Origin of the sequence: Rhodococcus spelaei, assembly GCF_006704125.1 — a bacterium.
In the GTDB taxonomy this organism is placed as follows: domain Bacteria; phylum Actinomycetota; class Actinomycetes; order Mycobacteriales; family Mycobacteriaceae; genus Rhodococcus_G; species Rhodococcus_G spelaei.
Genome location: NZ_VIGH01000007.1, coordinates 265,061 through 290,345, shown reverse-complemented (window position 1 = coordinate 290,345; position 25,285 = coordinate 265,061). Strand labels below are relative to the sequence as shown.

At 68.3% G+C, this 25,285-nt stretch carries 25 protein-coding genes, 2 tRNA genes and 1 pseudogene; 16 read left to right on the top strand and 12 right to left on the bottom strand.

Annotated elements, in window-relative coordinates; translation table 11 throughout:
- Window positions 1-34: 34 nt before the first annotated feature.
- From FK531_RS16790 to FK531_RS16775, 4 genes are all read left to right on the top strand, one after another.
- Window positions 35-790: a TetR/AcrR family transcriptional regulator gene (locus tag FK531_RS16790; protein ID WP_142101308.1), complete on the top strand. Its 756-nt coding sequence runs from the start codon at window positions 35-37 to the stop codon at window positions 788-790.
- 155 nt (window positions 791-945) lie between these two features.
- On the top strand, window positions 946-2,424 hold the full coding sequence (gene gadC / locus FK531_RS16785) for a glutamate/gamma-aminobutyrate antiporter GadC (RefSeq protein ID WP_142101306.1): 1,479 nt from the start codon (window positions 946-948) through the stop codon (window positions 2,422-2,424).
- Window positions 2,424-2,915 (top strand): hypothetical protein, encoded by a 492-nt coding sequence (locus FK531_RS16780; protein ID WP_142101304.1) that lies wholly within the window; start codon window positions 2,424-2,426, stop codon window positions 2,913-2,915. The genes gadC and FK531_RS16780 overlap by 1 nt, the downstream gene beginning before the upstream one ends.
- Window positions 2,916-2,954: 39 nt before the next feature.
- A complete protein-coding gene (locus FK531_RS16775; protein WP_142101302.1) occupies window positions 2,955-4,343 on the top strand; it encodes a dipeptidase in 1,389 nt (462 codons plus the stop codon).
- A gap of 93 nt (window positions 4,344-4,436) precedes the next feature.
- On the opposite strand, the gene bcp is transcribed toward FK531_RS16775, so the two are convergent.
- A complete protein-coding gene (bcp, locus tag FK531_RS16770; RefSeq protein ID WP_142101300.1) occupies window positions 4,437-4,910 on the bottom strand; it encodes a thioredoxin-dependent thiol peroxidase in 474 nt (157 codons plus the stop codon).
- Between the two features lie 112 nt (window positions 4,911-5,022).
- On the opposite strand from bcp, the gene FK531_RS16765 reads away from it, so the two are divergent.
- On the top strand, window positions 5,023-5,244 hold the full coding sequence (locus tag FK531_RS16765) for a DUF3618 domain-containing protein (RefSeq protein ID WP_142101298.1): 222 nt from the start codon (window positions 5,023-5,025) through the stop codon (window positions 5,242-5,244).
- 136 nt (window positions 5,245-5,380) lie between these two features.
- Here the strand turns inward: FK531_RS16765 and FK531_RS16760 are convergent.
- Window positions 5,381-5,453 (bottom strand) — tRNA-Lys (locus tag FK531_RS16760).
- Window positions 5,454-5,517: 64 nt separating this feature from the next.
- Window positions 5,518-5,590, bottom strand: a tRNA-Lys gene (locus FK531_RS16755).
- 268 nt (window positions 5,591-5,858) lie between these two features.
- Here FK531_RS16755 and FK531_RS16750 point away from each other — a divergent pair.
- Together FK531_RS16750 and FK531_RS16745 are read left to right on the top strand one after the other, a co-directional pair.
- Window positions 5,859-7,055, top strand: coding sequence for a L,D-transpeptidase (locus tag FK531_RS16750; RefSeq protein WP_142101296.1), 1,197 nt, complete (start codon window positions 5,859-5,861; stop codon window positions 7,053-7,055).
- Between the two features lie 426 nt (window positions 7,056-7,481).
- Window positions 7,482-8,712 (top strand): annotated as a pseudogene (locus FK531_RS16745) (IS110 family RNA-guided transposase).
- 400 nt (window positions 8,713-9,112) lie between these two features.
- On the opposite strand, the gene FK531_RS16740 reads toward FK531_RS16745, so the two are convergent.
- Window positions 9,113-9,601, bottom strand: a complete 489-nt coding sequence (locus tag FK531_RS16740; protein WP_142101294.1) for a TetR/AcrR family transcriptional regulator — start codon at window positions 9,599-9,601, stop codon at window positions 9,113-9,115.
- A gap of 482 nt (window positions 9,602-10,083) precedes the next feature.
- Window positions 10,084-10,443 (bottom strand): Rv2640c family ArsR-like transcriptional regulator, encoded by a 360-nt coding sequence (locus tag FK531_RS16735; RefSeq protein WP_142101292.1) that lies wholly within the window; start codon window positions 10,441-10,443, stop codon window positions 10,084-10,086.
- A gap of 96 nt (window positions 10,444-10,539) precedes the next feature.
- Between FK531_RS16735 and FK531_RS16730 the strand changes: the two genes are divergently transcribed.
- Entirely contained in the window at window positions 10,540-11,010 is a 471-nt protein-coding gene (locus tag FK531_RS16730; protein ID WP_142101290.1) for an ArsI/CadI family heavy metal resistance metalloenzyme, read from the top strand.
- A 47-nt stretch (window positions 11,011-11,057) separates the two neighbouring features.
- Here FK531_RS16730 and FK531_RS16725 read toward each other — a convergent pair whose 3' ends face one another.
- The 6 genes from FK531_RS16725 to FK531_RS22450 form a co-directional block, all read right to left on the bottom strand.
- Window positions 11,058-11,471: an arsenate-mycothiol transferase ArsC gene (locus tag FK531_RS16725; RefSeq protein ID WP_142101288.1), complete on the bottom strand. Its 414-nt coding sequence runs from the start codon at window positions 11,469-11,471 to the stop codon at window positions 11,058-11,060.
- A 15-nt stretch (window positions 11,472-11,486) separates the two neighbouring features.
- Window positions 11,487-11,897: an arsenate reductase ArsC gene (locus tag FK531_RS16720; protein ID WP_142101287.1), complete on the bottom strand. Its 411-nt coding sequence runs from the start codon at window positions 11,895-11,897 to the stop codon at window positions 11,487-11,489.
- Between the two features lie 28 nt (window positions 11,898-11,925).
- Window positions 11,926-12,999, bottom strand: coding sequence for an ACR3 family arsenite efflux transporter (arsB, locus tag FK531_RS16715; protein WP_142101285.1), 1,074 nt, complete (start codon window positions 12,997-12,999; stop codon window positions 11,926-11,928).
- Window positions 12,996-13,382 carry an ArsR/SmtB family transcription factor gene (locus FK531_RS16710; protein ID WP_142101283.1) on the bottom strand — a complete coding sequence of 129 codons (387 nt, stop codon included), beginning with the start codon at window positions 13,380-13,382 and terminating at the stop codon, window positions 12,996-12,998. The genes arsB and FK531_RS16710 overlap by 4 nt, the downstream gene beginning before the upstream one ends.
- Complete coding sequence (locus tag FK531_RS22755) at window positions 13,319-13,882, bottom strand: transposase (RefSeq protein WP_246098212.1); 564 nt, start codon at window positions 13,880-13,882, stop codon at window positions 13,319-13,321. Before FK531_RS22755 ends, FK531_RS16710 begins: the two co-directional genes overlap by 64 nt.
- Before the next feature lie 803 nt (window positions 13,883-14,685).
- Window positions 14,686-14,844 carry a hypothetical protein gene (locus FK531_RS22450; protein WP_181762993.1) on the bottom strand — a complete coding sequence of 53 codons (159 nt, stop codon included), beginning with the start codon at window positions 14,842-14,844 and terminating at the stop codon, window positions 14,686-14,688.
- A 329-nt stretch (window positions 14,845-15,173) separates the two neighbouring features.
- On the opposite strand from FK531_RS22450, the gene FK531_RS16695 reads away from it, so the two are divergent.
- The 6 genes from FK531_RS16695 to FK531_RS16670 all read left to right on the top strand — a co-directional run bounded on the left by FK531_RS16695 (window position 15,174) and on the right by FK531_RS16670 (window position 20,622).
- Window positions 15,174-15,992, top strand: a complete 819-nt coding sequence (locus tag FK531_RS16695) for a GNAT family N-acetyltransferase (RefSeq protein ID WP_142101281.1) — start codon at window positions 15,174-15,176, stop codon at window positions 15,990-15,992.
- An 11-nt stretch (window positions 15,993-16,003) separates the two neighbouring features.
- Window positions 16,004-16,846, top strand: a complete 843-nt coding sequence (locus tag FK531_RS16690; RefSeq protein WP_142101279.1) for a lysophospholipid acyltransferase family protein — start codon at window positions 16,004-16,006, stop codon at window positions 16,844-16,846.
- A gap of 63 nt (window positions 16,847-16,909) precedes the next feature.
- The gene (locus tag FK531_RS16685; RefSeq protein ID WP_142101277.1) at window positions 16,910-18,157 is read left to right on the top strand and encodes a cysteine desulfurase family protein; all 1,248 of its coding nucleotides are present in this window, start codon (window positions 16,910-16,912) and stop codon (window positions 18,155-18,157) included.
- On the top strand, window positions 18,157-19,248 hold the full coding sequence (gene mnmA / locus FK531_RS16680) for a tRNA 2-thiouridine(34) synthase MnmA (protein ID WP_142101275.1): 1,092 nt from the start codon (window positions 18,157-18,159) through the stop codon (window positions 19,246-19,248). Before FK531_RS16685 ends, mnmA begins: the two co-directional genes overlap by 1 nt.
- Window positions 19,245-20,270, top strand: coding sequence for a methionine synthase (locus FK531_RS16675; protein WP_142101273.1), 1,026 nt, complete (start codon window positions 19,245-19,247; stop codon window positions 20,268-20,270). Before mnmA ends, FK531_RS16675 begins: the two co-directional genes overlap by 4 nt.
- A gap of 55 nt (window positions 20,271-20,325) precedes the next feature.
- Entirely contained in the window at window positions 20,326-20,622 is a 297-nt protein-coding gene (locus FK531_RS16670; RefSeq protein ID WP_142101271.1) for a DUF2470 domain-containing protein, read from the top strand.
- A gap of 48 nt (window positions 20,623-20,670) precedes the next feature.
- On the opposite strand, the gene FK531_RS23075 is transcribed toward FK531_RS16670, so the two are convergent.
- Window positions 20,671-22,137, bottom strand: a complete 1,467-nt coding sequence (locus FK531_RS23075) for an O-acetyl-ADP-ribose deacetylase (protein WP_142101269.1) — start codon at window positions 22,135-22,137, stop codon at window positions 20,671-20,673.
- A gap of 75 nt (window positions 22,138-22,212) precedes the next feature.
- Between FK531_RS23075 and FK531_RS16660 the strand changes: the two genes are divergently transcribed.
- Both FK531_RS16660 and ligA read left to right on the top strand, forming a co-directional pair.
- Entirely contained in the window at window positions 22,213-22,893 is a 681-nt protein-coding gene (locus tag FK531_RS16660; protein ID WP_142101267.1) for an NUDIX hydrolase, read from the top strand.
- A gap of 245 nt (window positions 22,894-23,138) precedes the next feature.
- Window positions 23,139-25,235: an NAD-dependent DNA ligase LigA gene (ligA, locus tag FK531_RS16655; RefSeq protein WP_246098211.1), complete on the top strand. Its 2,097-nt coding sequence runs from the start codon at window positions 23,139-23,141 to the stop codon at window positions 25,233-25,235.
- Window positions 25,236-25,285: the final 50 nt, after the last annotated feature.

Sequence of the window (25,285 nt, the reverse complement as noted above, 5' to 3'; positions counted from 1 at the left end):
CGCAAGAGGGGCCGACGACGGGAGAGTTGTACCGATGGACACCGCGGACGAACGCGACCTGCCGCGGACGGTCGCGCTCGCCTGGGGGCTGGCCGAGGCCGGCAGCCGCGGCCCCCGGCGAGGTCTCAGCATCGAGCAGATCGTCGACACGGCAATCGAACTCGCCGACGCCGACGGCATCGCGGCGCTGTCGATGGCCCGCGTCGCCAAGCAACTCGGCTTCACGACCATGTCGCTCTACCGCTACGTCGCGAGCAAGGACGAACTGGTCGAGCTGATCTCCGACCGAGTGGTGGGGCCGCCGCCCGCGATCGCGCCGTCGACCCCGTGGCGGGAGGCGCTCGCGGCGTGGGCGGGCGCCGAGTACGCGGCACTCATGCGGCACCCGTGGTGGCTGCAACTGTCGATCGGGGGCGCCCCGCCGACCGGGCCGAACAACATCGCCTGGCTGGACGCCGGACTCAGCGCCCTCACCGACACGCCGCTGCCGCATTCCCTCCGCTTCCAGGTAGTCCTCACCACGTCGCTGTACGTGATCGGACGGGCGCGTTTCGCCGCGGACTTCGCGACCGCCTCGGCGACGGTCTCGGCGGAGGACGCCGCCGTACGCGACTACCCGGCCCTGCTGCCGCGACTGTTCGAGCCCGACCGGTTTCCGCACCTGTCCGAGGCGTTGGCCGCCGGCGCGTTCGATCCCGACCCCGACGTCGAATGGGAGGACGCGGACTTCGGCTTCGCGCTCGACCTGCTGCTCGACGGCGTCGAGCAGTTGATCGACGCCCATCGCTGACCGGTGCCGCGTATTCACCCGATCCGGGTGAATACGTGCTCGGCTCGCCGTTATCCACTGCACGAAGCCCCCGCGCGGGGGATAGTGCTAGGAAGCCTGCGGCCGCACACAGTCGTCGAAGCTGTGGCGGCCCGTCCGACGGGATGGTGGACCGAATGAGCCTGGACACTGCCGGAGAGTCGAGTTCCACCACTGCGCGCCGGTTGCCGGTCGCGCCGCGGCAGCAGTACATCACCTGGATCGCGCTGGCGATGATGACCACCAGTTCGGTTGCGAGCCTTCGCTCGGCGCCGTCGATGGCCGTCTACGGCCTCGCCTGCGTGTTCCTCTACATCGTTCCCGCGATCGTGTTCCTGCTGCCGACGTCGTTGGTTTCGGCGGAACTGGCGTCCGGCTGGTCCGGCGGCGTCTATCGCTGGGTGGGGGAAGGTCTTTCGGACAAGCTGGGCTTCCTCGCCGTCTGGTGCCAATTCGCGATGACGATCTTCTACTACCCGACGCTGCTCGCCTACGTCGCGAGCACCTTTGCGTACGTGGTGAATCCGTCGCTGGCGTCGAACGGCCTCTACACAGCGATCATCATCGTCACGCTGTTCTGGACGGGCGTGTTCGTCTCCTCACGCGGGATGAAGGCCGTCGCCGGACTCTCCAGTGCCGGACTGGTCCTCGGCACCCTCATTCCCGGCGTACTGCTGATCGTGATGGGCATCGTCTTCCTGGGGCAGGGCAACGCGTCCGCCGCGCCGATGGAATTCAGCGCGCTGCTGCCCGCCTGGACCGGCATCGCCAGCCTGGTGCTCATCGTCAACAACTTCCTGTCCTACTCGGGCATGGAGATGAACGCGGTGCACGTGTCGAGCCTGCGCAAGCCGGCCAGCGAATTTCCGCGCGCCATGTTCGTCGCGATGGGCCTGGTGCTCGGCATCTTCATCCTGCCCGCCATCGCGATCAGCTGGGTCGTGCCGGCGGAGAAGCTCTCGCTGACCGCGGGTGTGATGCAGGCCTTCGACACCTTCTTCGCGCACTTCGGATTCGGCTGGGCCACACCGATTCTGGCCCTGATGCTGATCGCCGCCTCGCTCGGTGGCATGTTGACCTGGCTGGCCGGACCCTCCAAGGGCCTGCTGATGATCGGTCGGCAGGACGGGTTCCTGCCGCCGGTACTGCAGAAGCTCAACAAGCATGGCATCCAGCAGAACATCCTCGTCGCCCAGGGCGCGGTGACCACGCTGATCGCGTTGTTGTACGCCTTCATCCCGGAGGTGTCCAGCGCCTACTGGATCCTGTCGGTCATCACGACCCAGGTCTACCTCGTGGTCTACGTCCTGATGTTCGCCGCGGCGATGCGGCTGCGCCGCCGACAGCCGGACCATCCGCGCGGCTACCGCGCTCCCGCCCTCTTCCTGCTCTGCTGGGTCGGCATCGTGGCCAGTGTCGCGGCCTTCTGCATCGGCTTCGTCCCGCCGTCCCAGTTCGGCGGCGGAAACGTCCTCGTCTACGTCCTGATCGTCGGCGGCGGGTTCGGCGTCGTCGGAATCGGAGTGCCCCTGCTGATCCTGGCGATGCGCAAGCCGTCCTGGAAGCAGGACGTGACAGTCGACCCGCTCGCCGCGCTCAAGGCCGAGGAGGCGTGATGACCGCGCACACCCCCCGGCACGCGGCGGGCCACGAGGTCAACGTCGCCGCGGTGGACGACCTGCACACCCGGCCCGAGAACACCCACCTGATCATCTACCTGGTCGCGTTCGCGCTCTTCGTCGGACTGTCGGTGTGGGGCCTGGTGGCGTTCAACCAGAACCAGCGCGACGCCGAGTCCCTCTCCAAGGCCACCGCATTGGCCGAACGGTTCCAGGCGGCCGGGCTCGGCACCCTGGACGTGGACGCCACCGCCAGGGTGCTCGGGACCACTGGGGGCGTCGCGTGCTCGCATCCGGGCGATGCGCTGCGTCGCGGCGTGCTGGACCAGCAGATAGTCAACGGTGCCGCCGGACCGGGCCAACGCCCGATCATCGCGACCACCGATGTGGTCGCGGGCGAGCGGATCGTGATCGAAACCTACTGCCCCGACCAACTCCGGGGCTTCGTGCAGTACGCCGACGACCTGAAACTGGTGGACGACAAGTGACCGGCGACAAGGCCGGCCGAGACACACGAGGAGGCGACCGTGTCGGATGACAAGACGGATTCGGACCAGATCCGCGCCAAGGTGCAGGCTCTGATGCCCACCGCGCGAGACGAACTCGCGACGCTGGTCGGCTTCCGTTCGGTCGCAGACCCGCGGCAGTTCCCCAAGGAGGAGTGCGTCCGGGCCGCGACCTGGGTCCGGGACGCCTTCCTCGCGGCAGGTGTCGGCAAGGTCGAACTGATCGAGACCACGGACGGCTCGAATGCCGTCGTCGGCCACCAGCCGGGACCGGAGGGTGCGCCGACCGTGCTGCTGTACTGCCACTACGACGTGCAGCCGCCCGGCGACGAGAACAAGTGGCACACCGCGCCGTTCGAGCTCACCGAACGCGACGGTCGCTGGTACGGGCGCGGCGCGGCGGACTGCAAGGGCAACATCGTCATGCACCTGCTGGCGCTGCGGGCCCTGCGGAGTTCGACGACCGATGGCTCGCCGTTCCCGGTCGGGATCCGCCTGGTCGCGGAGGGTTCCGAGGAGATGGGCACGGGCGGCCTCGAGGACCTGGTGCAGGAGCAGCCGGAACTCTTCCAGGCGGACATGATCCTGGTGGTCGACACGGGTAACGCGGAGGTCGGCGAGCCCACCGCGACCGTCACCCTCCGAGGCGTCGCGAACGTCGTGGTGCACGTGGAAACCCTGGCGGGCGAGATCCATTCGGGCATGTTCGGCGGCCCCGCACCCGATGCGATGGCCGCGCTGGTTCAGATGCTCGCGACACTGCGCGACGCGGACGGCAACACCGTGGTCGACGGGCTCGAGTCCGGCCAGTCCTGGGACGGGGTGGGCTACGAGGAGTCCCAGTTCCGCACCGACGCGGGGGTGCTCGACGGGGTCGATCTGCCCGGGACCGGGTCGGTCGCGGACCGGGTGTGGGCCCGACCCGCCCTGACCATCCTCGGGATGGACTGCCCGCCCGTGGTCGGGTCGGCGGCCGCGATCCAGCCGCGGGCCTCGGCCCGGCTGAACCTGCGGGTGCCGCCCGGGATGGATCCGCAGCGGGCACAGGACGCGCTCACCGCGCACCTGCTGTCCAAGGCCCCGTGGGGAGCCCGGGTCACGGTCGAGCCCGAGCAGGTCGGCTCGCCGTTCCGCGCCCGCACCGACGGCCCGGGGTACGCGGCCCTCGGGGCTGCGATGGCGGAGGCGTTCGGCAAGCCGCTGGGCACGGTCGGCCAGGGCGGGTCCATCCCACTGTGCAACGTCTTCGCCGCCGAGGTGCCCGGTGCGGAGATCGTGATGCTCGGCGTCGAGGAGCCACGCTGCCTGATCCACGCGCCGAACGAGAGCGTGGACCCGTCCGAGATCGAGAACCTTGCGGTGGCCGAGGCGTTGTTCCTCGAGAGGTTCGCCTCGACTCCCTCTGCCTGACCCCTGGTGAAGGGAACCTTCATTCGGTCTACCTGGCTGCAGGTTCCCCTCACCCGAGGAGGGGAGTGGGGTCGGACGGGGACAGGGTCGGCGTTACACGGACAGGTCGCGGCGGAGCTTCGCGACGTGTCCCGTGGCCCGCACGTTGTACTGCGCGACCTCGATCTTGCCGTTCTCGTCGACGAGGAAGGTGGAGCGGATGACGCCCTGAACCTTCTTGCCGTACATGGTCTTCTCGCCGAACGCGCCCCACGCCTCGAGCGTGGACTTGTCGGGGTCGGAGAGCAGCGGGAAGGTCAGCTCCTCGGCGTCGCGGAACTTGGCCAGCTTGGCGGGCTTGTCCGGGGAGATGCCGACGACCTCGAGGCCGGCGCCGTTCAGTTCGCCGAGGTTGTCGCGGAAGTCACAGGCCTGCTTCGTGCAGCCGGGCGTGCTGGCGGCGGGGTAGAAGTAGACGATGACCTTGCGTCCGCGGTAGTCGGACAGCGACACCTCCTTACCGTCTGCGTCGGGGAGGGTGAAGGCGGGCGCGGTGTCTCCGGCGGCGAGCCGGTTGTTGTCGGTCACGGTGGTCAGGCTACTTCGTTTCTGCCGTCGGGCGTTCCTGCCGACGACCGTGCGCGGGGCACCGGTACGGTCATGGCAAGCAGATCGACAGACGATAGAAAGTGGGATTCACGTGCCCAGGGACACCGAGAGCATCGAGCGCGACATCGAGCGGGCCCGCAACCAACTCGCGAGCACCCTCGACGAGCTGAGCGTCCGCACCAACCCGAAGCGTCTGGTCGAGAACACCAAGGCCACGTTGTTGGCCAAGGTGAACGAGCCGCCGGTGAAGTTCGCACTGATCGGTGCGGGCGCGTTGGTCGCACTCCTCGTGGTGCGCAAGATCTTCCGGTAGGCCGCGGAGGTGTCCACCCGACTGTCGGGTGGACACCGTGCCGGTCGGTGGGTGGGGCCGGAAGCTGTGCGTCCGGGTACCGGAGTGATCCGCTCGAGTGCGGTGAGATGTGCCCGGTCCCAGAACCGGTTCGTTGTGCGCCATCAGGGACTTGAACCCCGAACCCGCTGATTAAGAGTCAGCTGCTCTGCCAATTGAGCTAATGGCGCCCGTGACGCCTGAGCGACACGAAATCAAACAAGCCCCGGTCCGAGGACTGGGGCTTGTTCGTTGTGCGCCATCAGGGACTTGAACCCCGAACCCGCTGATTAAGAGTCAGCTGCTCTGCCAATTGAGCTAATGGCGCATGTGCGTCTCGCGCTCGTTTCCTTGCGCTCGGTGCGAGAGGAACATTAACAGGAGTTGGCGCCTGAAGTGAAATCGGCTGGTCAGGAGCGGTATCCGGTAACGCCGAGCGGCCCGGGATCGATTGCAATGTGAACGTTATCGCCGTCGTCGTGGCGACCGGGGGTCGGTCCCGCCGTCGGCTGGGATCATTGCTGTTCGCAGGTCACGTCGGTCCGGTACTGGCGGCGGCCTGATCTGGAGTCGTTGTGGAGTGGGGTGGAGTGACGATGAATCGGGTTTCGCTGAGCGCGGTGGCGCTGGGGGCAGCGGCCCTGGTGCTGGGGATCTCGGGATGCACGGTGCCGTCCGGCGGCAGCGAAGCGGGAGCATCGACCGTCGCGATCGACTTGAACCCGGTTGCCGAACTGATCAAGCCCAAGCTGACCTCCGGGGTCGCGGACGGAGCGGTCGGGCATTCGCCGAGTGACCCGGTGACCGTCCTGGTCGGTGACGGCAAACTGTCCGTCGTCACCCTCGCCGACGAGGCCGGCGTGCCGGTGCCCGGTGCCATCGCGCCCGACGGGAAGTCGTGGGTGAACACGGCGCCGCTGGTCTACAACGGTCGCTATCGACTGCAGGCGGACGCCTTCGGCCTCGGTGGCACCGCGACGATCGTCTCGAGCTTCACCACCAGTTCGCCCGGCAATCTCGCGAAGCCGTACATCCTGCCGACAGAGGGCGAGGTCGTGGGTATCGGGCAACCGGTGGCCGTCCAGTTCGACGAGAACATTCCGGACCGCAAGGCCGCGCAGGACGCCATCATCGTCGTCACGAACCCGCCCGTCGAGGGCGCCTTCTACTGGGTCAACAATCGGGAGGTGCGCTGGCGCCCTGAGAATTTCTGGGCCCCGGGCACCACCGTCACCGTCGACGTGAACGTCTTCGGCCGCAATCTCGGCGGCACCCTGTTCGGACAGGTGAACCAGCGGTCGGAGTTCCGGATAGGGGACGCCATGATCGCGACCGCCGACGACAACACCAAGCAGGTCACCTTCGAGCGCAACGGTCAGGTGGTGATGACCATGCCGACCTCGATGGGTAAGGACAGCACGCCCACGGACAACGGCGTCTACATCATCGGGGACCGGTTCGCGAACCTGGTGATGGACTCGTCCACCTACGGGGTGCCGGTGAACTCCCCTCAGGGCTACAAGACGCCGGTGGACTGGGCCACCCGCATGTCCTACAGTGGCATCTTCTTCCACTCCGCGCCGTGGTCGGTCGGACAGCAGGGCTACACGAACACCAGCCACGGCTGCCTGAATCTCAGTCCGGCTGACGCCAAGTGGGTGTACGACAACACCAAGCGCGGGGACCTGGCGATCGTGAAGAACACCCTCGGCGGCACGCTCTCGGGTACCGACGGCCTCGGCGACTGGAACGTCCCCTGGGCCACGTGGAAGGCTGGCAACGTCGCGATGTGACGCCCGCTCGACCACCGTTTCGGGGTGATGGTCCCGCCCGGTGGTGAGGGTTCCTAATTGATTCTTACGCGGGCCCGAAAGCCCGTTCAGCCGGGCCCTTCGTGCCGGTGGGGTGTGATGCTCATGGGTTCCTGGCGGCCGCTCCCGCGGGACGCCTTCACACAGAGAACGGCGCGGCTCACCCGGCGTGGAGGGTTTCGGTGGTGTCCTGCTCGTGGTGCGAGCCGGCCGCAGGGATCAACCTCTCGTGTGGTGTTCACGAGCTGCGAGCTCTTCGATAGATCGAGGCCCCTGCGGTGTGCTGGCGTCACGACACGACTGATGAGATGACGGACCCGCATCCTGCGTGAGTCCTGCAATTAGGGCGTCGTGTGACTCCACTTCGGTTCGACCGACCGTGTTCCTCGACGTGGCAGGAGAGTGGATGTGGACCGTTTCTGCGGAATCGATTGGGCCGACGATCATCACGACATCGCCGTCATCGACGACACCGGGGCCGTGCTGATCAAGGGGCGGGTGAGCAACGATGCGGACGGGTTCGCCCGGCAGCTCGAGATGCTGCCGACGCCGGTGACAGTCCGGAGAATCCGATCCCGATCGCGATCGAGACTGATCGCGGCCTGTGGGTCGCGACTTTGCGGGCGACCGGCCGGGTCGTCTATGCGATCAACCCACTCTCCGCTTCTCGCTATCGCAGCCAGCGCGCCGTGTCCGGTGCGAAATCCGATGCTGCGGATGCCGTGATGTTGGCAAACATCCTGCGCCTCGACGCCGACTCGCACCGACAGATTCCCGATGACACCGACCTCGCTCGCGCGATCAAGGTCCTTGCCCGCGCCCAGCAGGACGCGGTGTGGGCGCGGACGGCACTCGGTAACCAGATTCGTTCGCTGCTCAAGGACTACTTCCCGGCCGCTTTAGTTGCGTTCGATGCGTTGAGCGGTGGCGGGATCACTCGAGCCGACGCCCGAACAGTGCTCGTCGCGGCTCCAACTCCCGGTGATGCGGCGAAGCTGACGCCCGCGAAACTGCGTGCACTGTTGAGGAAGGCAGGCCGGCAACGCAACGTCGACGCCGACACTGCCCGACTTCGTGAGGTCTTCCGCACCACCCAGCTACAGCAGCCCGAGTTTTTGAGCACGCAATGGGCATCCAACTGCGGACGCTGGTGCAGCGGCTCGATGCTGCCTGCGCCGCGGTCGAGGCCCTGACCGAGGCGACAACCCGGCACTTCGAGCGTCATCCGGATTCCGAGATCATCACGAGCTTCCCCGGTCTCGCCGCGGTCAGCGGGGCACGACTGCTTGCCGAGATCGGCGATGATCGCTCACGGTTCGCCGATGCACGCGGGTTGAAGGCGTATGCCGGCGCCTCACCTGTTACCCGCGCGAGCGGCAAGCGAACTGTCGTGATGCACCGGCAGATCAAGAACAACCGCCTTGCGTCTGTCGGCTCGTTCTGGACCCTCGTCGCGATCCAGACCTCGCCCGGAGCCCGGGGACACTTCGACCGACGCCGCACCTCTGGGGACTGGAGTCGGCAAGCTCAACGCCACCTGTTCGGCAAGCTCCTCGGCCAACTCCACACCTGCCTCCGTACGCGACAGGCTTATGACGAACTGAGAGCATTTCCACTCGCATCGGCGATCGCTGCGTAGCTCGATCGACAATTGCGCGAGCGCTGTCCCACCTGCCTACTCGGAGCCCCTGCTGGTCCACTCGCCACCTGAAACTGCTGATCCCCCAGACCCCTTCACCATTGGTTGGTCAACGGTGTTGCTGGTGGGCTGCGAGTCCCGAACGAAGTCGGCGACAGTGCGTGGCGGTTCGTCATCCGAAATGAACGGCTCTTCCAAGTCATCGAGGCACTCGAATTGGTCGTCGTTCGGCTGGACGTTGTCGGTCACAGAGCTCTCCTCAGCGATGTCGCTTGCTGAATCGAGACGCTACTCCAACCAAGCGCCTGATCCCACGTATGAGCGCCCTGTTAACTGCACCTTCGAGACAGAGCCCGCGGATCTGACGAAGTGGTGGAGCGGAATGGACTACTGCTGCGCGTTACGACGAGAATCGGTTGATGATCCGTTGCGGATCAACAGATTCAGGGGGCAATCGCCGCAGTAGAGCGTCGAGCACCATTCCATCCAGCGCGGCTGCAAGCTGGGCAGCGTCGGCCTTCGTCAAGCCGCGTTCGCACAGAACTGCAACGAGGCGGTCCCTGCCGTGAACCAATTCCGTCGCGAGCTCGTCGTCGTGAAATGAGGCGACGATGAGTTCGTAGCGGGCACGGGTTCTCCCTGCCTCTACATCGAGCCACCGTGCAGTCTGTTGATGTGGGGTTTCCCCTGGAGACGGCAAGTCTCCGTCGAGTAGGTGACGGACCATCCTCAGAACCAAACCGCGTTGGTTCGCGAAGTGATGCCGGGCTGTGCCGTGTGGGACGCCGGCCTCGTCTTCGACACCTCGCATCGACCAGCCTCGGAACCCGACTCTGCCGAGTAGCTCCAATCCGGCATCGAGCAGAGCCTCCCGCGTGGACTTCTCCATGCGGAGAGTTTATCGTGAGGCGGCCCTCTCCACGTGGAGAAATCTTTCAGATTGGAGCATCCAGTGGTGATCTTCTTCGACGTCCTTCTCGCACTCGCCATAGCCATGACGCTGTGGTTCGTCGGTTACGTGCTCTACCGCCTGGTGAGCGACGCGCCGAATCAGCGGTAGGCAGACCCTCCGGCGGCGCACTCTCTGAGGGTCGATAACGCGCGGTGAGAACAGGCTGGAGAAGTCTCCGGAGCAGCCCACGCCTTGAATAGTGCAGTGAAACGGCTTCTGACCACAGATGCGCCGCAACCACTTGCGCCTTAGCAAACTGAGATGTCTCTGTGTAAGTCAAGCAGGAACTTCGTTCGAACGCCGAGGCAACCGAGTTTGGTGCGGGTCGATGAGGGAAGCATCGGCCCGCACCATTTTTCCTGTTCAGGGACGTAAGCCCGCGGCCCGCAACCTAACTGATTCGCCCTCTGGCCGGGCGGCTACGTGCAGCAGTTCGGGTCGAGGACCAGGCGCAGTGCGTCGAGGGAGTCGGTCCGGGCGCTGTAGAAGACGTTCATGCCGCGGCGTGTGGGCGCGACCATGCCGGCCTTCTTGAGCTGGCCGAGGTGGTGGCTGACGGTCGATTCGGCGAGGCCGACGCCGGTGGCCAGGTCGCAGGTGCAGACCTCGCCGCCGTCCGCGGTGAGCAGGATCGACATCAGCTTGATCCGGACCGGATCGGCCAGCGCCTTCAGGCGCAGTGCGACCTGGAGGGCCGTGTCGTCGCTCATCGGCGCGGCGGACACGGGGGCGCAGCAGATGGGCGCGCTCACATCGACGATCGGCAGGGCCTTCGGCATGGGGTCGATACTACCTAGTTTCTTGACTTATGTCGAAAAGGTGGGAGGCTGTAGCCGTCCCCTTATTCGACATAAGTCACATCCATGGAGGCTGTCATGTCACGCGCCCAGCTCGCTCTCAACGTCGACGACCTGCAGCAGGCGGTCATGTTCTACTCCAAGCTGTTCAATACCCAGCCGGCGAAGCTCAAGCCCGGCTACGCGAACTTCGCCATCGCCGAACCGCCGCTCAAGCTCGTACTGCTCGAGAACCCCGGCCAGGGCGGCACCATCAACCACCTCGGCGTCGAGGTCGAATCGTCGACGAAGGTGCACGAGGAGATCGCGCGACTGACTGGGGAAGGCTTGTTCACCGACGAGGAGATCGGCACCACCTGTTGCTTCGCCACCCAGGACAAGGTGTGGGTGACCGGCCCGGCCGGGGAGAAGTGGGAGGTCTACACCGTGCTCGCCGACTCCGAGACCTTCGGCTCGAGCCCCCAGCACCTCGACCCCGAGACCGAAGGTGGCGTGTGCTGCGGCACCGCCGCCGAGGAGAATGCACCCGCCGGAACGTCCTGCTGCTGAACGACACACCGCCTGCCCGGCCCGGAGGCTCGGAGCCGGGCAGGCGGTCAGTCGTGATTCCGTAGGCCTGCTGCGAGGTCGGTGACGCGGGCAGCGATGTCGTCGCGGACCAGGCGCATCCGCTCGATGCCGTCGATGCCGCGCTCGGACGGTTCGTCGGTGTCCCAGTTCTCGAATCGGGTGCCGGGCACCGGGTCGAGGTGAGCCTCGGTGCCGAGGGGGACGTCGACGTCGACGTCGCGCACGAGCTGCGCGTCGATGGGCTTCGGGTGCTCGCCGGTGATGTCGACACCCACTTCGAGCAGGGATTCTGCGGAGAGGGCGTTGATCGCAGCGCCGGGTTTCGTTCCGGCCGAGTGGACGTCGACGGTGTCGCCGGCGGCGGCTCGCATCAGGCCGGCGGCCATCTGCGACTTACCGCCGTTCTTGACGCACACGAACAGCACAGAGGGTCTGGTCATCGAGGGGTCCTCGTCTCAGGTGGTCGCGGGAACGAGTTCGGCGATCAGCGCTTCGACACGCTCGCGTATCTGGTCCCGGATCGGGCGGACGGCCTCGACGCCCTTGCCTGCCGGATCGTCGAGGGCCCAGTCGCGGTAGCTGATTCCGGGGAACACCGGGCACGCGTCGCCGCAGCCCATGGTGATCACCACGGTCGAGGATTCGACTGCGTCGGGGGTGAGGATCTTCGGCGACTGCATCGAGATGTCGACGCCGACCTCGGCCATCGCCTCGACGGCCGCGGAGTTGATCGTCTCGGCGGGTGCGCTGCCGGCGGAGCGGACTTCGATCGACTCGCCGGCGAGGTGGGTGAGGAATCCGGCGGCCATCTGGGAGCGGCCGGCGTTGTGGACGCAGACGAACAACACGCTCGGTGTCGTGGACATGAACGGTCCTTTCGGGAGACGAAGTCGGTCAGGCGGACACGGGTGTGCTGGTGAAGCGTTTGCGCAGTGCGAGGGAGACGTAGACGAGCCCGACGAGGACGGGGACCTCGATGAGCGGACCGACCACCCCGGCCAGCGCCTGGCCGGACGTCGCGCCGTACGTCGCTATGGCGACGGCGATGGCGAGTTCGAAGTTGTTGCCCGCCGCGGTGAACGCGAGCGTGGTGGTGCGCTGGTAGCCCAATCCCAGTGCGGCGCCGAGAAGGTAGCCGCCGCCCCACATGATCGCGAAATACGCGAGCAGCGGGATCGCGATTCGCACCACGTCGAGGGGACGGGAGGTGATCTGGTCGCCCTGCAGCGCGAAGAGGATCACGATGGTGAACAGCAGCCCGTACAGCGCCCACGGGCCGATCCTCGGTAGGAACGTGGACTCGTACCAGTCGCGCCCCCTGGCCTTCTCGCCAAAGCGGCGGCTCAGGTAACCAGCGAGCAGCGGGATGCCGAGGAAGATCAACACCGATTTGGCGATCTGCCACGGCGAGGTGTCGATAGTGGTCTGCTCCAGTCCGAGCCAGCCGGGCAGCACCGAGAGGTAGAACCAGCCGAGGACGGCGAACATGAGCACCTGGAAGACGGAGTTGATCGCGACCAGGACGGCCGCGGCCTCGCGGTCCCCGCACGCGAGGTCGTTCCAGATGATCACCATCGCGATGCACCGGGCCAGGCCGACGATGATCAGCCCGGTCCGGTACTCGGGCAGGTCCGGCAGGAAGATCCAGGCGAGGGCGAACATCAGTGCGGGCCCGAGGACCCAGTTCAGCACCAGTGAGCCGATCAGGAGCCTGCGGTCGCCGGTGACGGTGTCGAGGCGGTCGTAGCGGACCTTCGCCAGCACCGGGTACATCATGACCAGCAGGCCGAGCGCGATCGGCAACGAGATGCCGTCGATCTGCACCCTCCCGATCGCAGTGTCCAGTCCGGGGATCGCGCGTCCGAGGAGCAGTCCGGCGACCATTGCCGCGCCGATCCAGACGGGCAGGTAGCGGTCGAGGGTGGCCAGCTTGCCGACGACCACGGAATGTTCGGTTGTCGTGGTCACGCGGGAACCTCCGTGCAGGCCTCGGACGCCGCAGCGGGTTCACCCTCGGTGAGCAGCACGGCCGAGAGTTGCTGCAGCGCAGCGGGGATCGCCCGGTAGTAGACCCAGGTGCCCCGTCGCTCGCAGTCCAGCAACCCCGCCTCGCGCAGCACCTTGAGGTGGTGCGAGATGGTCGGCTGAGACAGCTCGAACGACTCGGAGATGTCGCATACGCAGGCCTCTCCGCCGGCATGACTGGCAACCAGGCTCAGCAGTCGCAGACGGACCGGATCGCCGAGCGCCTTGAACATCCGGGCCAGGTCACCCGCCCAGTCCTGGGTCAGCGGCTCGCGCGCCAGCGGCGCACAACAAGCGCCGATCTCCGACGATTCCTGATTCGACACCCGTCAATATTGACAGATTTCAAATCACGAGTCGAGGGTGAGCCCCTGACTCCTCGTGCGATTGCCGCGGCGTGCGCCGTCAACCTGCCCAGTTGGTCGTCACGCATCGTGCGCCAAAGTCGTTTCGCAACCTTCCTTTTCAGGCAGCGCATCGCCTCGCGTGGCGTCTTGCCCTCCTCGATCCTGCGGCGGTGATATCCGTAGCCGGGGCTCATCGGTGTCCGCGCCTGGGGCACGGCGACGATGTGGATGGCGGCGTCGAGGGTCCGGTCGCCGCCACGGGAGAGTCGGTGGCGCTGCTTGTCGGCGCTGGCGACCTCGACTGGCGCGGTGCCGGTGTAGCTCGCAAACTCGGCCTCGTTCGCGAATCTGGTGGGGTTGCCGGTACGGGCGAGGAACGATGAACTGATCCGGATCGACCCGAGGTCGGTATTCGACGCCGGGTCGACGGCGGTGGCGGTGTGGGTGGACTTGTGTGGGTCGATACCAATCACGATCACCGAGGCGGGCCTCTTCCATGCGAGTGGACAGGGGGTATCCGCGGCCGGCATTCCGACTTCCGGTCGCATCCTTCGGCGACGGTCCTCTGTTGAGCCAAGCCACGAACGGGAACCGTGGGGAGGACAGAACCCTCTTTGAGCCAACCCTTCGGCCGGACGGGTGGCAGGAAGCGCCTCGAGCCATCCCCACGGTCACACGGCACGCCAATAACCCGTCAGTTCGAACGCGAGGCCGCGAACCCATACAAGTCGGAAGCGTCGACCTGCACCGTTCTTCGAGGAGCTCGCCCTACGTGACTGCGTGTCTGATTCGGGGACCCCAGATTAGGGTTGCCGTATGCCGTGGAACTTCACGACCGATGAGGACTTTTTCGGTGATCGCGAGGTGGCGAGCCGAACCTACTCACCTACGCAACCGCGGATGACGCAGCGTCATCGGCAGTTGATTGAACTGTTCGAGCGGCCTACGGAGGCATGGTCGTGTCGCGCACTTCATGCATGTCTCGCGAGTGTCGCCAGCAATTCGTGGTCCATGGTGTGGGGTGTCGGTGTCATCGACGCCTGGGTTGAAGGAGATGTGGCGTTCTGTGTGGTGTACCGGTACCACGGGTACCCGAGCACATTGGGTATTCGTCGAACGGTGGACGACTACCCGAACGGTGCGGCCGCTGAGGATCCTGTGCGGTTCGGGCAGGACGTTGCCGCCGGAGACCTCGGCGAGCCGCTGGGAACCGTGGCGCGGAAATTGAAGCCAGACGCCGCTGGTATCCATTGGTGGGGATCGCTGGGAGAGTCCCTCCCAGTCAACCCAGCTGAGCGCGAAACTTAGCGGCCGGATTCGGGTCGAGGTCGGCAAGTTCGCGTGACAGTTGATAGTCGTCGCGCATGGTGCGCCAGAGCTTCTTGGCGACTTGCGGTTTGAGGCGTCGCATGGCCTCGCGGGAAGTCTTGCCTTCCGCCATCTTGCGTTGGTGGGAGGCGTATCCGCCGCCGGCATTCCGACTTCCGGTCGCATCGTTCGGCGACGGTCCTCTGTTGAGCCAGGCAGCGAACGGAGACCGTGGGGAGGGCAGAACCCTCTTTGAGCCAACCCTGCATCCGGACGGGTGACAGGAAGCCACCGAGCCATCCCCACGGTCACCTACGGCACGCTACGAACCCGTCAGTTCGAACGCGAGACGGCGAGCCAATTCAAGTCGAAAACCATCGCTGGTGGGTGTTCACCGGCCCGCCGCCGACGTGTCACTGCGCTGACGCCGGTTCGCAGCCCGGATGCCCGACTCTTCGATGCGTGACCCCCACCGAGGCTCTCGCCCAGGATCGGCTCGCCACCCTCACCGCACCGCGGTACACCCTGCTGCTGTCCTCCGATCGGGAACACCGGACGGCGGCGCAACGACTTCGCTACCAGGTCTTCGCCGCCGAACCGGGCTTCGAGTCCGCCGTCCGCGGCATCACCGACGGCCTCGACGCCGATCACTTCGACGAGTACAGCGACCACCTGCTCGTGCGCGACGAGCTGACCGACGAGGTGGTCGGCTGCTACCGGATGCTCACCCCGGACGCGGCGACCGCCGCGGGCGGGCTGTACGCGGCCACCGAGTTCGACGTCAGCGCACTCGACCTCCTGCGCCCGGGACTGGTCGAGATGGGCCGGGCCTGCGTACACCCGGACCACCGCACCGGGTCGGTGCTCGGGTTGATGTGGGCCGGCATCCTCAACTACCTCGACCTCACCGGCTACCGCTGGGCGATGGGCTGCGTGTCGGTGCCGATGCGGGCGCTCCCGGACGACGTTCCCGGAGCCAACGTCCGCGCGGTCCGCGACCTGTTGCTCGCCGGGCACGCGACCGCCCCGGACCGTCGGGTCCGGCCGATCCGCCCCGTGCCGATGCCGGACGCGGCGCCGACGCGGTCGGGTCGGGCGGTCCTGCCGCCGCTGCTGCGCGGCTATCTGCGGCTCGGCGCGAAGGTCTGCGGGGAACCCGCGCACGACCCCGACTTCGGCGTCGCGGACTTCGTCGCGCTGCTGGGCATGGACCAGGCCAACGACCGGTACCTGGACCGGCTGCGGTCGGTCGCGGCGCAGGTCCCGGTGATCACCCGGTGAACCACCAGTGGATGCCGTCGAGTCCCTGCGGCGACGGCTGCGTGCCCGCCGCCTCCGAGCGGGCCGGGGTGGTGCGTGTCGCCGGCCGGTACGCGATGCTCGCCGCCATGCTGCTGACCCTGCCGGTGCTGCTCGCCGGTGGGATCCTGCCCGGGCGCTGGCGACGTCGACTGCAGCGGGGCTACGCGCGGGCCGCGCTGCGGGGGATGGGCCTGCGGATGCGGGTGCACGACGACGGCCGAGCCGAGCAGTCGCTCGGCCGAGGCGTACTGGTGGTGGCGGGGCACGTGTCCTGGACGGACGTGCTGGTGCTCAGCGCCCTCGAACCCGCGGACTTCGTCGCCAGGGCCGACCTGCTCGACTGGCCGCTGCTCGGCACACTGGCCCGACGCATGCGGGTCATTCCGATCGACCGGGGCCGACTGAGCGAACTGCCGGGTGCCGTGGACGAGGCGGCCGAGCGGATGCGGGGCGGGGCCCGGGTGGTCGCGTTCCCGGAGGGCACCACCTGGTGCGGCCGGGCCTACGGCAGGCTCCGCCCCGCGATGTTCCAGTCCGCGATCGATGCGGGGGCGCTGGTGGCGCCGATCGGCATCCGGTACTGCCGGGCCGGCGGCGAACTCGACACCGCTGTCTGTTTCGTCGGCGACCAGACCATGGCCGCGTCGCTGCGCCGGATCGTGCGGCTGCGCCGGATCGAGGTCGAGGTCCGGTTGGCGCCGCTGCTGGAACCGGGCACCGATCGCCGCGAACTGGCGGCGCGGTGCGAGGCGCTGGTGCGGTGCGACGCCGACACGGTCGCACACGAGATTCTCGAGCGCACCCTGGTGGGGCGCGCCACATTCGCATCCTGACGCGCCTACCAGCGCAGTCGCCCGTCGGGGCGGGATGTGGCGACGGGCTATCCTGGTCGGGACATGAATTCGCCTCGCCCCCGTACTCCCGGCCGCAGTGACACCCCGCGGTCCGCTCCGGTGTACCTCGATCACGCCGCGACCACCCCGATGCTTCCCGAGGCGGTCCACGCCATGACGGAGGTGCTGTCGACGGTCGGCAACGCGTCGTCGCTGCACGGATCCGGGCGGGCGGCGCGCCGCCGTGTCGAGGAGTCGCGCGAGTCGATCGCGGCCGACCTCGGCGCACGGCCGTCGGAGGTCCTGTTCACCTCCGGTGGTACCGAGTCCGACAATCTCGCGGTCAAGGGGATCTACTGGGCGCGCCGCGATGCCGACCCGCGCCGCCGTCGCATCGTCGCGAGTGCCGTCGAGCACCACGCCGTCCTCGACGCCGTGGAGTGGCTGGCCTTGCACGAGGGCGCGGAGGTGACGTGGCTGCCCGTGGACGCGCAGTGCCGCGTCGACCCCGCCGTGCTGCGCGCCGAGCTCGAACGCCACGGCGACGAGACCGCCCTGATCACGGTCATGTGGGCCAACAACGAGGTCGGTTCGATCATGCCGATCGCGGAACTGTCCGCCGTCGCAGCCGAATTCGGCATCCCGATCCACAGCGACGCGGTGCAGGCCGCCGCTCAGCTGCCGGTGGACTTCGCGAGCAGCGGACTGTCCGCGCTGAGCGTTGCCGCACACAAGTTCGGCGGACCGCACGGAACCGGTGCGTTGCTGCTCGGCCGGACGGTGCCGTGTGTTCCGCTGCTGCACGGCGGTGGTCACGAACGCGACCTGCGCGCCGGAACCCTGGACACCGCGTCGGTGGTGTCGATGGCGACCGCGCTGCGAAAGACCGTGACGGATCTGGACTCCCGAACCACGGAACTGACCCGGTTGCGCGACCGCCTGCTGGACGGTGTGGCGTCGGTGATCGACGGCGCGGTGCTCAACGGACCGCGCGGTGCCGACCGGCTGCCGGGCAACGCGCACTTCACCTTTCCCGGTTGCGAGGGTGATTCGCTGCTCATGCTGCTGGACGCGGCCGGCATCGAGTGCTCCACCGGATCGGCGTGTACGGCCGGAGTGGCGAGCGCCAGTCACGTGCTGATCGCGATGGGCGTCGACTCCCGGTTGGCGCGCGGATCATTGCGGTTCTCGCTCGGGCACACCTCGACCGACGCAGATGTGGACGCACTCGTTGCGGCGCTACCGCAGGTCGTCGAAAGAGCAAGGGCCGCTGGACTTGCCGGCGCGGGATCACGGGGAGGAGTGCGCTGATGCGAGTACTGGCGGCGATGAGTGGCGGAGTGGACTCCGCGGTGGCCGCGGCGCGCGCCGTCGAGGCCGGACACGAGGTGGTCGGGGTGCACCTGGCGCTGTCCACCGCGCCGGGGACCCTGCGCACCGGCTCGCGTGGGTGCTGCTCCAAGGAGGACGCCGGCGACGCCCGCCGCGCGGCCGACGTCCTCGGGATCCCGTTCTACGTCTGGGATTTCGCGGACCGGTTCAAGGAAGACGTGATCGAGGACTTCATCGAGTCCTACGCCGCCGGCGAGACACCCAACCCGTGCCTGCGCTGCAACGAGAAGATCAAGTTCGCCGCGCTGGCCGACCGCGCGCTCGCGCTCGGCTTCGACGCCGTCGCCACCGGGCACTACGCGCAGCTCACCGACGGGGTGCTGCGCCGCGCGGTGGACGCGGACAAGGACCAGTCGTACGTGCTGGGCGTGCTCACCGCGGCGCAGTTGTCGCGGGCGATGTTCCCGGTCGGCGACACCCCGAAGCCGCAGATCCGCGCCGAGGCCGCCGAGCGTGGGCTCGCCGTCGCGGACAAGCCCGACAGCCACGACATCTGCTTCATCCCGTCCGGGGACACCCGTGCGTTCCTCGGCGCGAAGATCGGGATCCGGCCCGGCAAGATCGTCGACGCCGACTCCGGCGAGGAACTCGCCGACCACGAGGGCGTGCACGGTTTCACCATCGGCCAGCGCAAGGGACTCGGCGTCGAGGGCCCGGCGGCGGACGGCAAGCCGCGCTACGTCACCGAGATCGAGCCCGAGACCGGCACCGTGAAGGTGGGTTCGGCCGAGCGACTGCAGGTGTGGTCGATCGCGGCCGACCGCGCGATCTGGACGTCGGGCGTCGCGCCCACCGGCCCCGTCGAATGCGTCGTGCAGGTGCGCGCGCACGGCGGACTGGCGCAGGCCGTGGTCGAGGCCACCGTCGACGGCGGGCTCGACGTGCAGCTGCGCGAGCCGCTGACCGGCGTCGCGCGCGGTCAGGCGGTCGTGCTGTACCGGCCGGACCCGGCAGGCGACGTCGTGCTCGGCAGCGGCACCATCGCCGGCACCGGCTCGGACCGTCGGTGACGTCGGCGTCGATCCCGGTCGGGATCGCGACCGGCGTCGGCTCCTGGCCCGGCACCGATCCCCGCGAGGCCGGCGCCGTCTCGGTCGGCGAACTGTCGGCGTTGCCGCACCTGGTCGAGTTGCCCGCCCGCGGGCTCGGCGCGGACATGATCGGCCGCGCGGCGGCACTGCTGGTCGACCTGCCGCTCGACACCTCGACCACCGGCTATCGCATCGCGCAGCGGCCCGGGAAGGTCACCCGCACGGCGCGGGACCTGCTGGCCCGCGACCTCGACGCGCTCGAGGAGTCCTGGGAGGTCGCCGGGCTGCGCGGCACTGACCAGCCGGTCAAGACGCAGTCGGTGGGTCCGCTGACCCTGGCCGCGCAGCTGGAACTGTTCGGCGGGCACCGAGCGCTCACCGATCCCGGCGCGGTCCGGGACCTCGCGGAGTCGCTGACCGAGGGCGTGCGCGCGCACGTCGCCGAACTCACGCGCCGGCTCGGCTCGCCGGTGGTCGTGCAGTTCGACGAGCCGAGCCTGCCCGCAGTGCTGGACGGTTCCCTGTCGGGGGTGTCGATCCTGCAGACGCCCCGCGCGATGCCCGAACCGGAGGCACTGTCGGTGCTGCAGTCGGTGGTCGGGCAGGTGGAGGTCCCGGTGCTGGTGCACTGCTGCGCGGCGGGCGCGCCGCTGGACCTGTTGCGGCGCAGCGGGGCACAGATGATCGGGCTGGACGTGAGCCTGCTGAGGGCCGCGGACCTCGACGGGGTCGGCGAGGCGCTCGAGGCCGGGCTGTCGTTGGCGCTGGGTCTGGTCCCGACCGTCGCGCCGGACCGTGTTCCCGGCTGGCGGGCGCTCGCCGAACCGGCGGTCACGCTCGTCGACCGTCTGGGTTTCCCGCGGGCCGTGCTCGCCGACCGGGTCGTCGTCACACCACGATGCGGGCTGGCCGGCGCGAGTGCCGGCTGGGCGCGCGAGGCGTTGCGACGTTCCGCCGAAGTCGCGCGGGCGTTCGCCGACGGCGCCGAGTTCGACTCCTGAGCCACTGAACGGCGGGGCCCCCGGGACAGCGCACCAGTGGCACTACGATCGCCCCATGAGTAACTTCGACGCGGCCGTCATCGCCGCGGTCATCGGCCACATGAACGGCGACCACGCCACGGACAACCTGACCATCGTGCGCGCCTTCGCAGAACCCACCGCCGCCGCGGCCACCATGACCGGACTCGACACCGAGGCCGGCGAATGGACGGCGACGGTCGACGGCGCCGAGAAGGCCGTTCGGGTGCCGTGGCTCGGACCGGTCACCGACCGCGCCTCCATCCGCACCGAGGTGGTCGCGCTCTACCAGGCCGCCAACGAGCGCCTCGGCATCGAACCTGTCGAGCACTGAACCGAGTCCGGCTGCGGCGCTGTTGCAGCCGGACTCGTCGGCATCGCGTCAGCGCGTGAGCGCCCGGCGAATCAGGGTTGCCGTCTCGTCGTCGTAGGCCACCAGGGTGACAACGTCGACGTCGGTGGTCGCGGTGGTGACCGCGTCGACGGCCACGTTCACGGCGTCGTGTCGGGGCCAGCCGTACGCTCCCGCGGAGATCAGGGGGAAGGCGACGGTGCGCGCGCCGAGCGAGTCGGCGAGCGTGAGACTCCGCGTGTAGGCAGATCGCAGCAGGTCCGTGCGGTCCTCGGTGGTGGAATGCCGCGGGCCGACGGTGTGGATGATCCACTGCGCCGGGAGGTTTCCTGCCGTGGTCGCGACGGCCGCACCCACCGCGAGGCCGTCGGGCAGGGTGGTGGCGCGCAATGTCTTGCAGGCATCGAGCACGGCCGGTCCGCCGGCCCGGTGGATGGCTCCGTCGACACCGCCCCCGCCGAGCAGGGAACTGTTGGCGGCGTTGATGATTGCGTCGGCATGCACGGCGGTGATGTCGCCACGGACGACCCTGATCGAGGTCGTCGCCTGGTCGTCGTCCCGCCCGCCCCGCACGGTCTCCATGGCGAGCCGCACCAGATCCGGTGCGGTGTGTCCGGGCCAGCCGTGCAGGATCCGTCGCCAGCCGGCCGGGACTGCGGACGCGCCCCACCGGGCGCCGAGCAGGCCACCGGCGATGGCGGCGGTGGTGTCCGTGTCGCCGCCGGCGCGGACCGCTGCTTCGAGGGCGCGCGGCAGGTGCCGATCGTCGGAATCGTCGGTGGACGTGATCGCCCACCACGCGGTCTGCAGGGCGTGCACGACCCACCCGTTGTTGGAAAAGTCTGCGGGCGTGCCGTTCTCGGCTTGATCGAGCAGCGGACCCCAGAACTCGGCGACGTCTGCCGCGGCGACCTTGAGGTAGCCTCGGACGCCATCGAAGGTGCCGTGCAGGACTGCGTGCCGGATCGCGTGGGTCCACAGCTGGCAGGCCTGGGCGGCGGTCGGGTCGTCGTGGGTCAGCGAACTGATCGCGGATGCCGCATCCAGGCAACCCTTTTCGTCGTCGAGGTAGGCGAGCGCGACCGGGGCGGTGCGCATCAACGAACCGTTGCCCGCCTTGCGCCCGGTCAGGGCCCTGGCGCGGGCCTGCATCGCGGCGGCGCCGGCGGGACGGGCCGAGAGCACCGCGCTGGTCTGGTTGCCGATGTCCTTCGGCTTCGAGTCGAACCAGCGGACGAACTGTGCGGCCACCGCGTCGAGTCCGGCTCCGCGGCGGATGTCGCCACCGGTAGCGGCGACCTCGGCAATGGCCAGCGCCATGGCAGTATCGTCGGTCCACTCGCCCGGCTCCCAATGGAACGGTCCGCCACCGATCATCTCGATGGGGGTTTGGGCGGCGGGGTAAGTGAACTCGTAACCGGCCCCGAGTGCGTCGCCCGCCGCCGAAGCGAGCAGGACTCCGGACGCGCGGTCACACTGCTGACTGTTCAACTTCACGACTACTCCTCGGATCACCAACTGTTAGAGCAAGAGTGCGCTAAATATAGAGCATGATTGAGCTAACATGCAAGCGTGACTGAATGGAGAGACACGAGTGGGTCGACGCTGACGGACTACCCGCGACCCTCGGTGGCGGTGGACGTTGCGGTGCTGACGTGTCGTGACGATGTACTTCAGGTGGTGGTGGTCGAACACCGGCTCGGTGAGTCGGCGCTGCCCGGGACGTTCCTGCACGAAGGCGAACGGCTGGCGGACGCCGCTGTGCGGGCCCTGCGGGACAAGGCCGGCCTGACAGGCACTCGGTTTCATCAGCTGGCGCTGTTCGACGATCCGGACCGTGACAACCGGGGCTGGGTGATCTCGATGGCCCACACCGCGGTCATTCCCTTCGGTGACCTTCCCGAGGGCGCCGACCTCGTGGAGGTGCACGACGGCGAGGCGGCGCAGGATCTCGCCTTCGACCACGCCGACATGGTGCGGTTGGCGGTCGACGACCTGCGCACCCGATACGCGGAGCGGGTCGATCCGGATCGGCTGCTGGGCGAGTCGTTCACGGTGCTGCAACTGCGCCGACTCTACGAGGCGGTGTTCGGGCTGACACTGCAGAAGGACTCGTTCCGTAGGCACGTCAGGGACGCACTCGAGGCCACCGAGCGGCGGGAGTCCGACGGCGCCGGTCGACCCGCCGAGGTGTTCCGCCGGAGGGGCGAGGCACGGCTGTCCGCCAAGGCTGCCGTCCTGTTCGCCGGTTAGCACTGCCGGATCTAGGGCCTGTCTCCCAATCCCCGTTTCGGCGCCCCTGGCGTCCAATCGCCGCCCTGCGGCGTTGTCGCCGTCGCCGATACAACACCGGTATCGGCTCCTCCTCCGCCTTCCAGGACGACGATTGTCTCGCCAGGTGCATCCGACAGAGATTAGGAGACACACCCTAGCCCCGTCGCCCGTCGCGGCGGTCCACACCGCCGAATCGGTCGGTGGCCTGGGATAGCCTTTTTCGCGTGACCGACAACGTGGCAGCGACGGCCGACGAACGCGACGAGTGGCAGCGACTCGCGGAGGAGGTGCGCGAACACCAGTTCCGGTACTACGTGCGGGACTCGCCGATCGTCTCCGACGGCGAGTTCGACGCGCTGCTCGGCCGGCTGATCGCGCTCGAGGAGCTCCACCCGGATCTGCGCACGCCGGACTCGCCGACCCAGCTGGTCGGTGGCGGCTTCGCGACCGAGTTCACCGCGGTCGATCACCTCGAGCGAATGCTGAGCCTGGACAACGTCTTCGACGAGGACGAACTGCGCGCCTGGATCGCTCGCGTCGAGGTCGAGACTGGACCCGACCTGCACTACCTCTGCGAGGTGAAGATCGACGGCGTCGCGCTGAACCTGGTGTACGAGAACGGCAGGCTGGTGCGCGGTGCCACCCGTGGAGACGGCCGCACCGGCGAGGACGTCACCCTCAACGCCCGCACCATCGAGGAGATCCCGCACACCCTCACCCCGAGCGAGGAGTTCCCGATCCCGACACTCCTCGAGGTGCGCGGTGAGGTGTTCTTCCGGCTCGAGGACTTCGAGGCGCTCAACGCCTCGCTGGTGGCCGACGGCAAGGCGCCGTTCGCGAACCCGCGGAACTCGGCGGCCGGCTCGCTGCGACAGAAGAACCCGGCGGTGACGGCGAAGCGCCGGCTCGGGATGATCTGCCACGGACTCGGCCGGATCGAGGGATACGAGCCGGCCAGCCAGCACGATGCCTACACGGCGCTCGCCGCGTGGGGCCTGCCGGTGTCGACGCACACGTCACGGGTCCAGGGTGCCGACGCGGTCGTCGCGAAGGTCGCCTACTGGGACGACCACCGGCACGACGTGGAACACGAGATCGACGGCCTGGTCGTCAAGGTCGACGAGATGGCGTTGCACCGCCGCCTCGGCGCGACCTCCCGGGCGCCGCGCTGGGCGATCGCCTACAAGTACCCGCCCGAGGAGGCGACCACCCGCCTGCTCGACATCCGGGTCAGCGTCGGTCGTACCGGACGGGTCACCCCGTTCGCGTACATGGAGCCGGTGACGGTGGCCGGCTCGACGGTCTCGCTGGCGACGCTGCACAACGGGTCCGAGGTCAAGCGCAAGGGCGTGTTGATCGGCGACATGGTCACCATCCGCAAGGCGGGAGAGGTGATCCCGGAGGTTCTCGGACCGGTGGTGGACGTGCGCACCGGCGACGAACGCGAATTCGTGATGCCGACGCACTGCCCCGAGTGCGGGACCGAACTCGCGCCGGCGAAGGAGGGCGACGCCGACATCCGCTGCCCCAACCAGCGGTCCTGCCCGGCGCAGCTGCGCGAGCGGGTCTTCCACGTCTCCGGCCGCGGCGCGTTCGACATAGAGGTGCTCGGCTACGAGGCGGCCACCGAACTGCTCCGGGCCGGGGTGATCGTCGACGAGGGCGACCTGTTCTCGCTCACCGCCGACGACCTGATGAAGACCGCGCTGTTCACCACCAAGGCCGGCGCACTGTCCGCGAACGGCAAGCGACTGCTCGACAACCTGGACTCGGCGAAGGACAAGCCGCTGTGGCGGGTGCTCGTCGCCCTGTCCATCCGCCACGTCGGGCCCACTGCGGCCCGCGCGCTGGCCTCGGAGTTCGGCAGCCTCGACCGGATCGAGAACGCGTCCGTCGAGGAACTCGCGGCGGTCGACGGTGTCGGCGGGACCATCGCCGCCGCGGTCGTCGAGTGGTTCGCGGTCGACTGGCATCGCGAGATCGTCGAGAAGTGGCGCGGCGCAGGTGTTTCCATGGAGGACGCGCGCGACGAGTCGATCGAGCGGAACCTCGAGGGCCTGTCGATCGTGGTGACCGGATCGCTGGTCGGCTTCACCCGGGACGGCGCCAAGGAGGCGATCCTGATGCGCGGCGGCAAGGCCGCGAGCTCGGTGTCGAAGAAGACCGCGTTCGTGGTGATCGGAGAGGCCCCCGGGTCGAAGGCCGACAAGGCCGAGCAGCTCGGCGTGCCGATCCTGGACGAGGACGGTTTCCGCCTGCTGCTCGAGGGCGGGCCGGACGCTGTGGCGCCGACCGCACCGGAGAATCGCTCCGAGGGGTAGTCGAGAGGGGCTGGCCGGGCCCACCCAAGACGAACAACGCCGACGTGGCT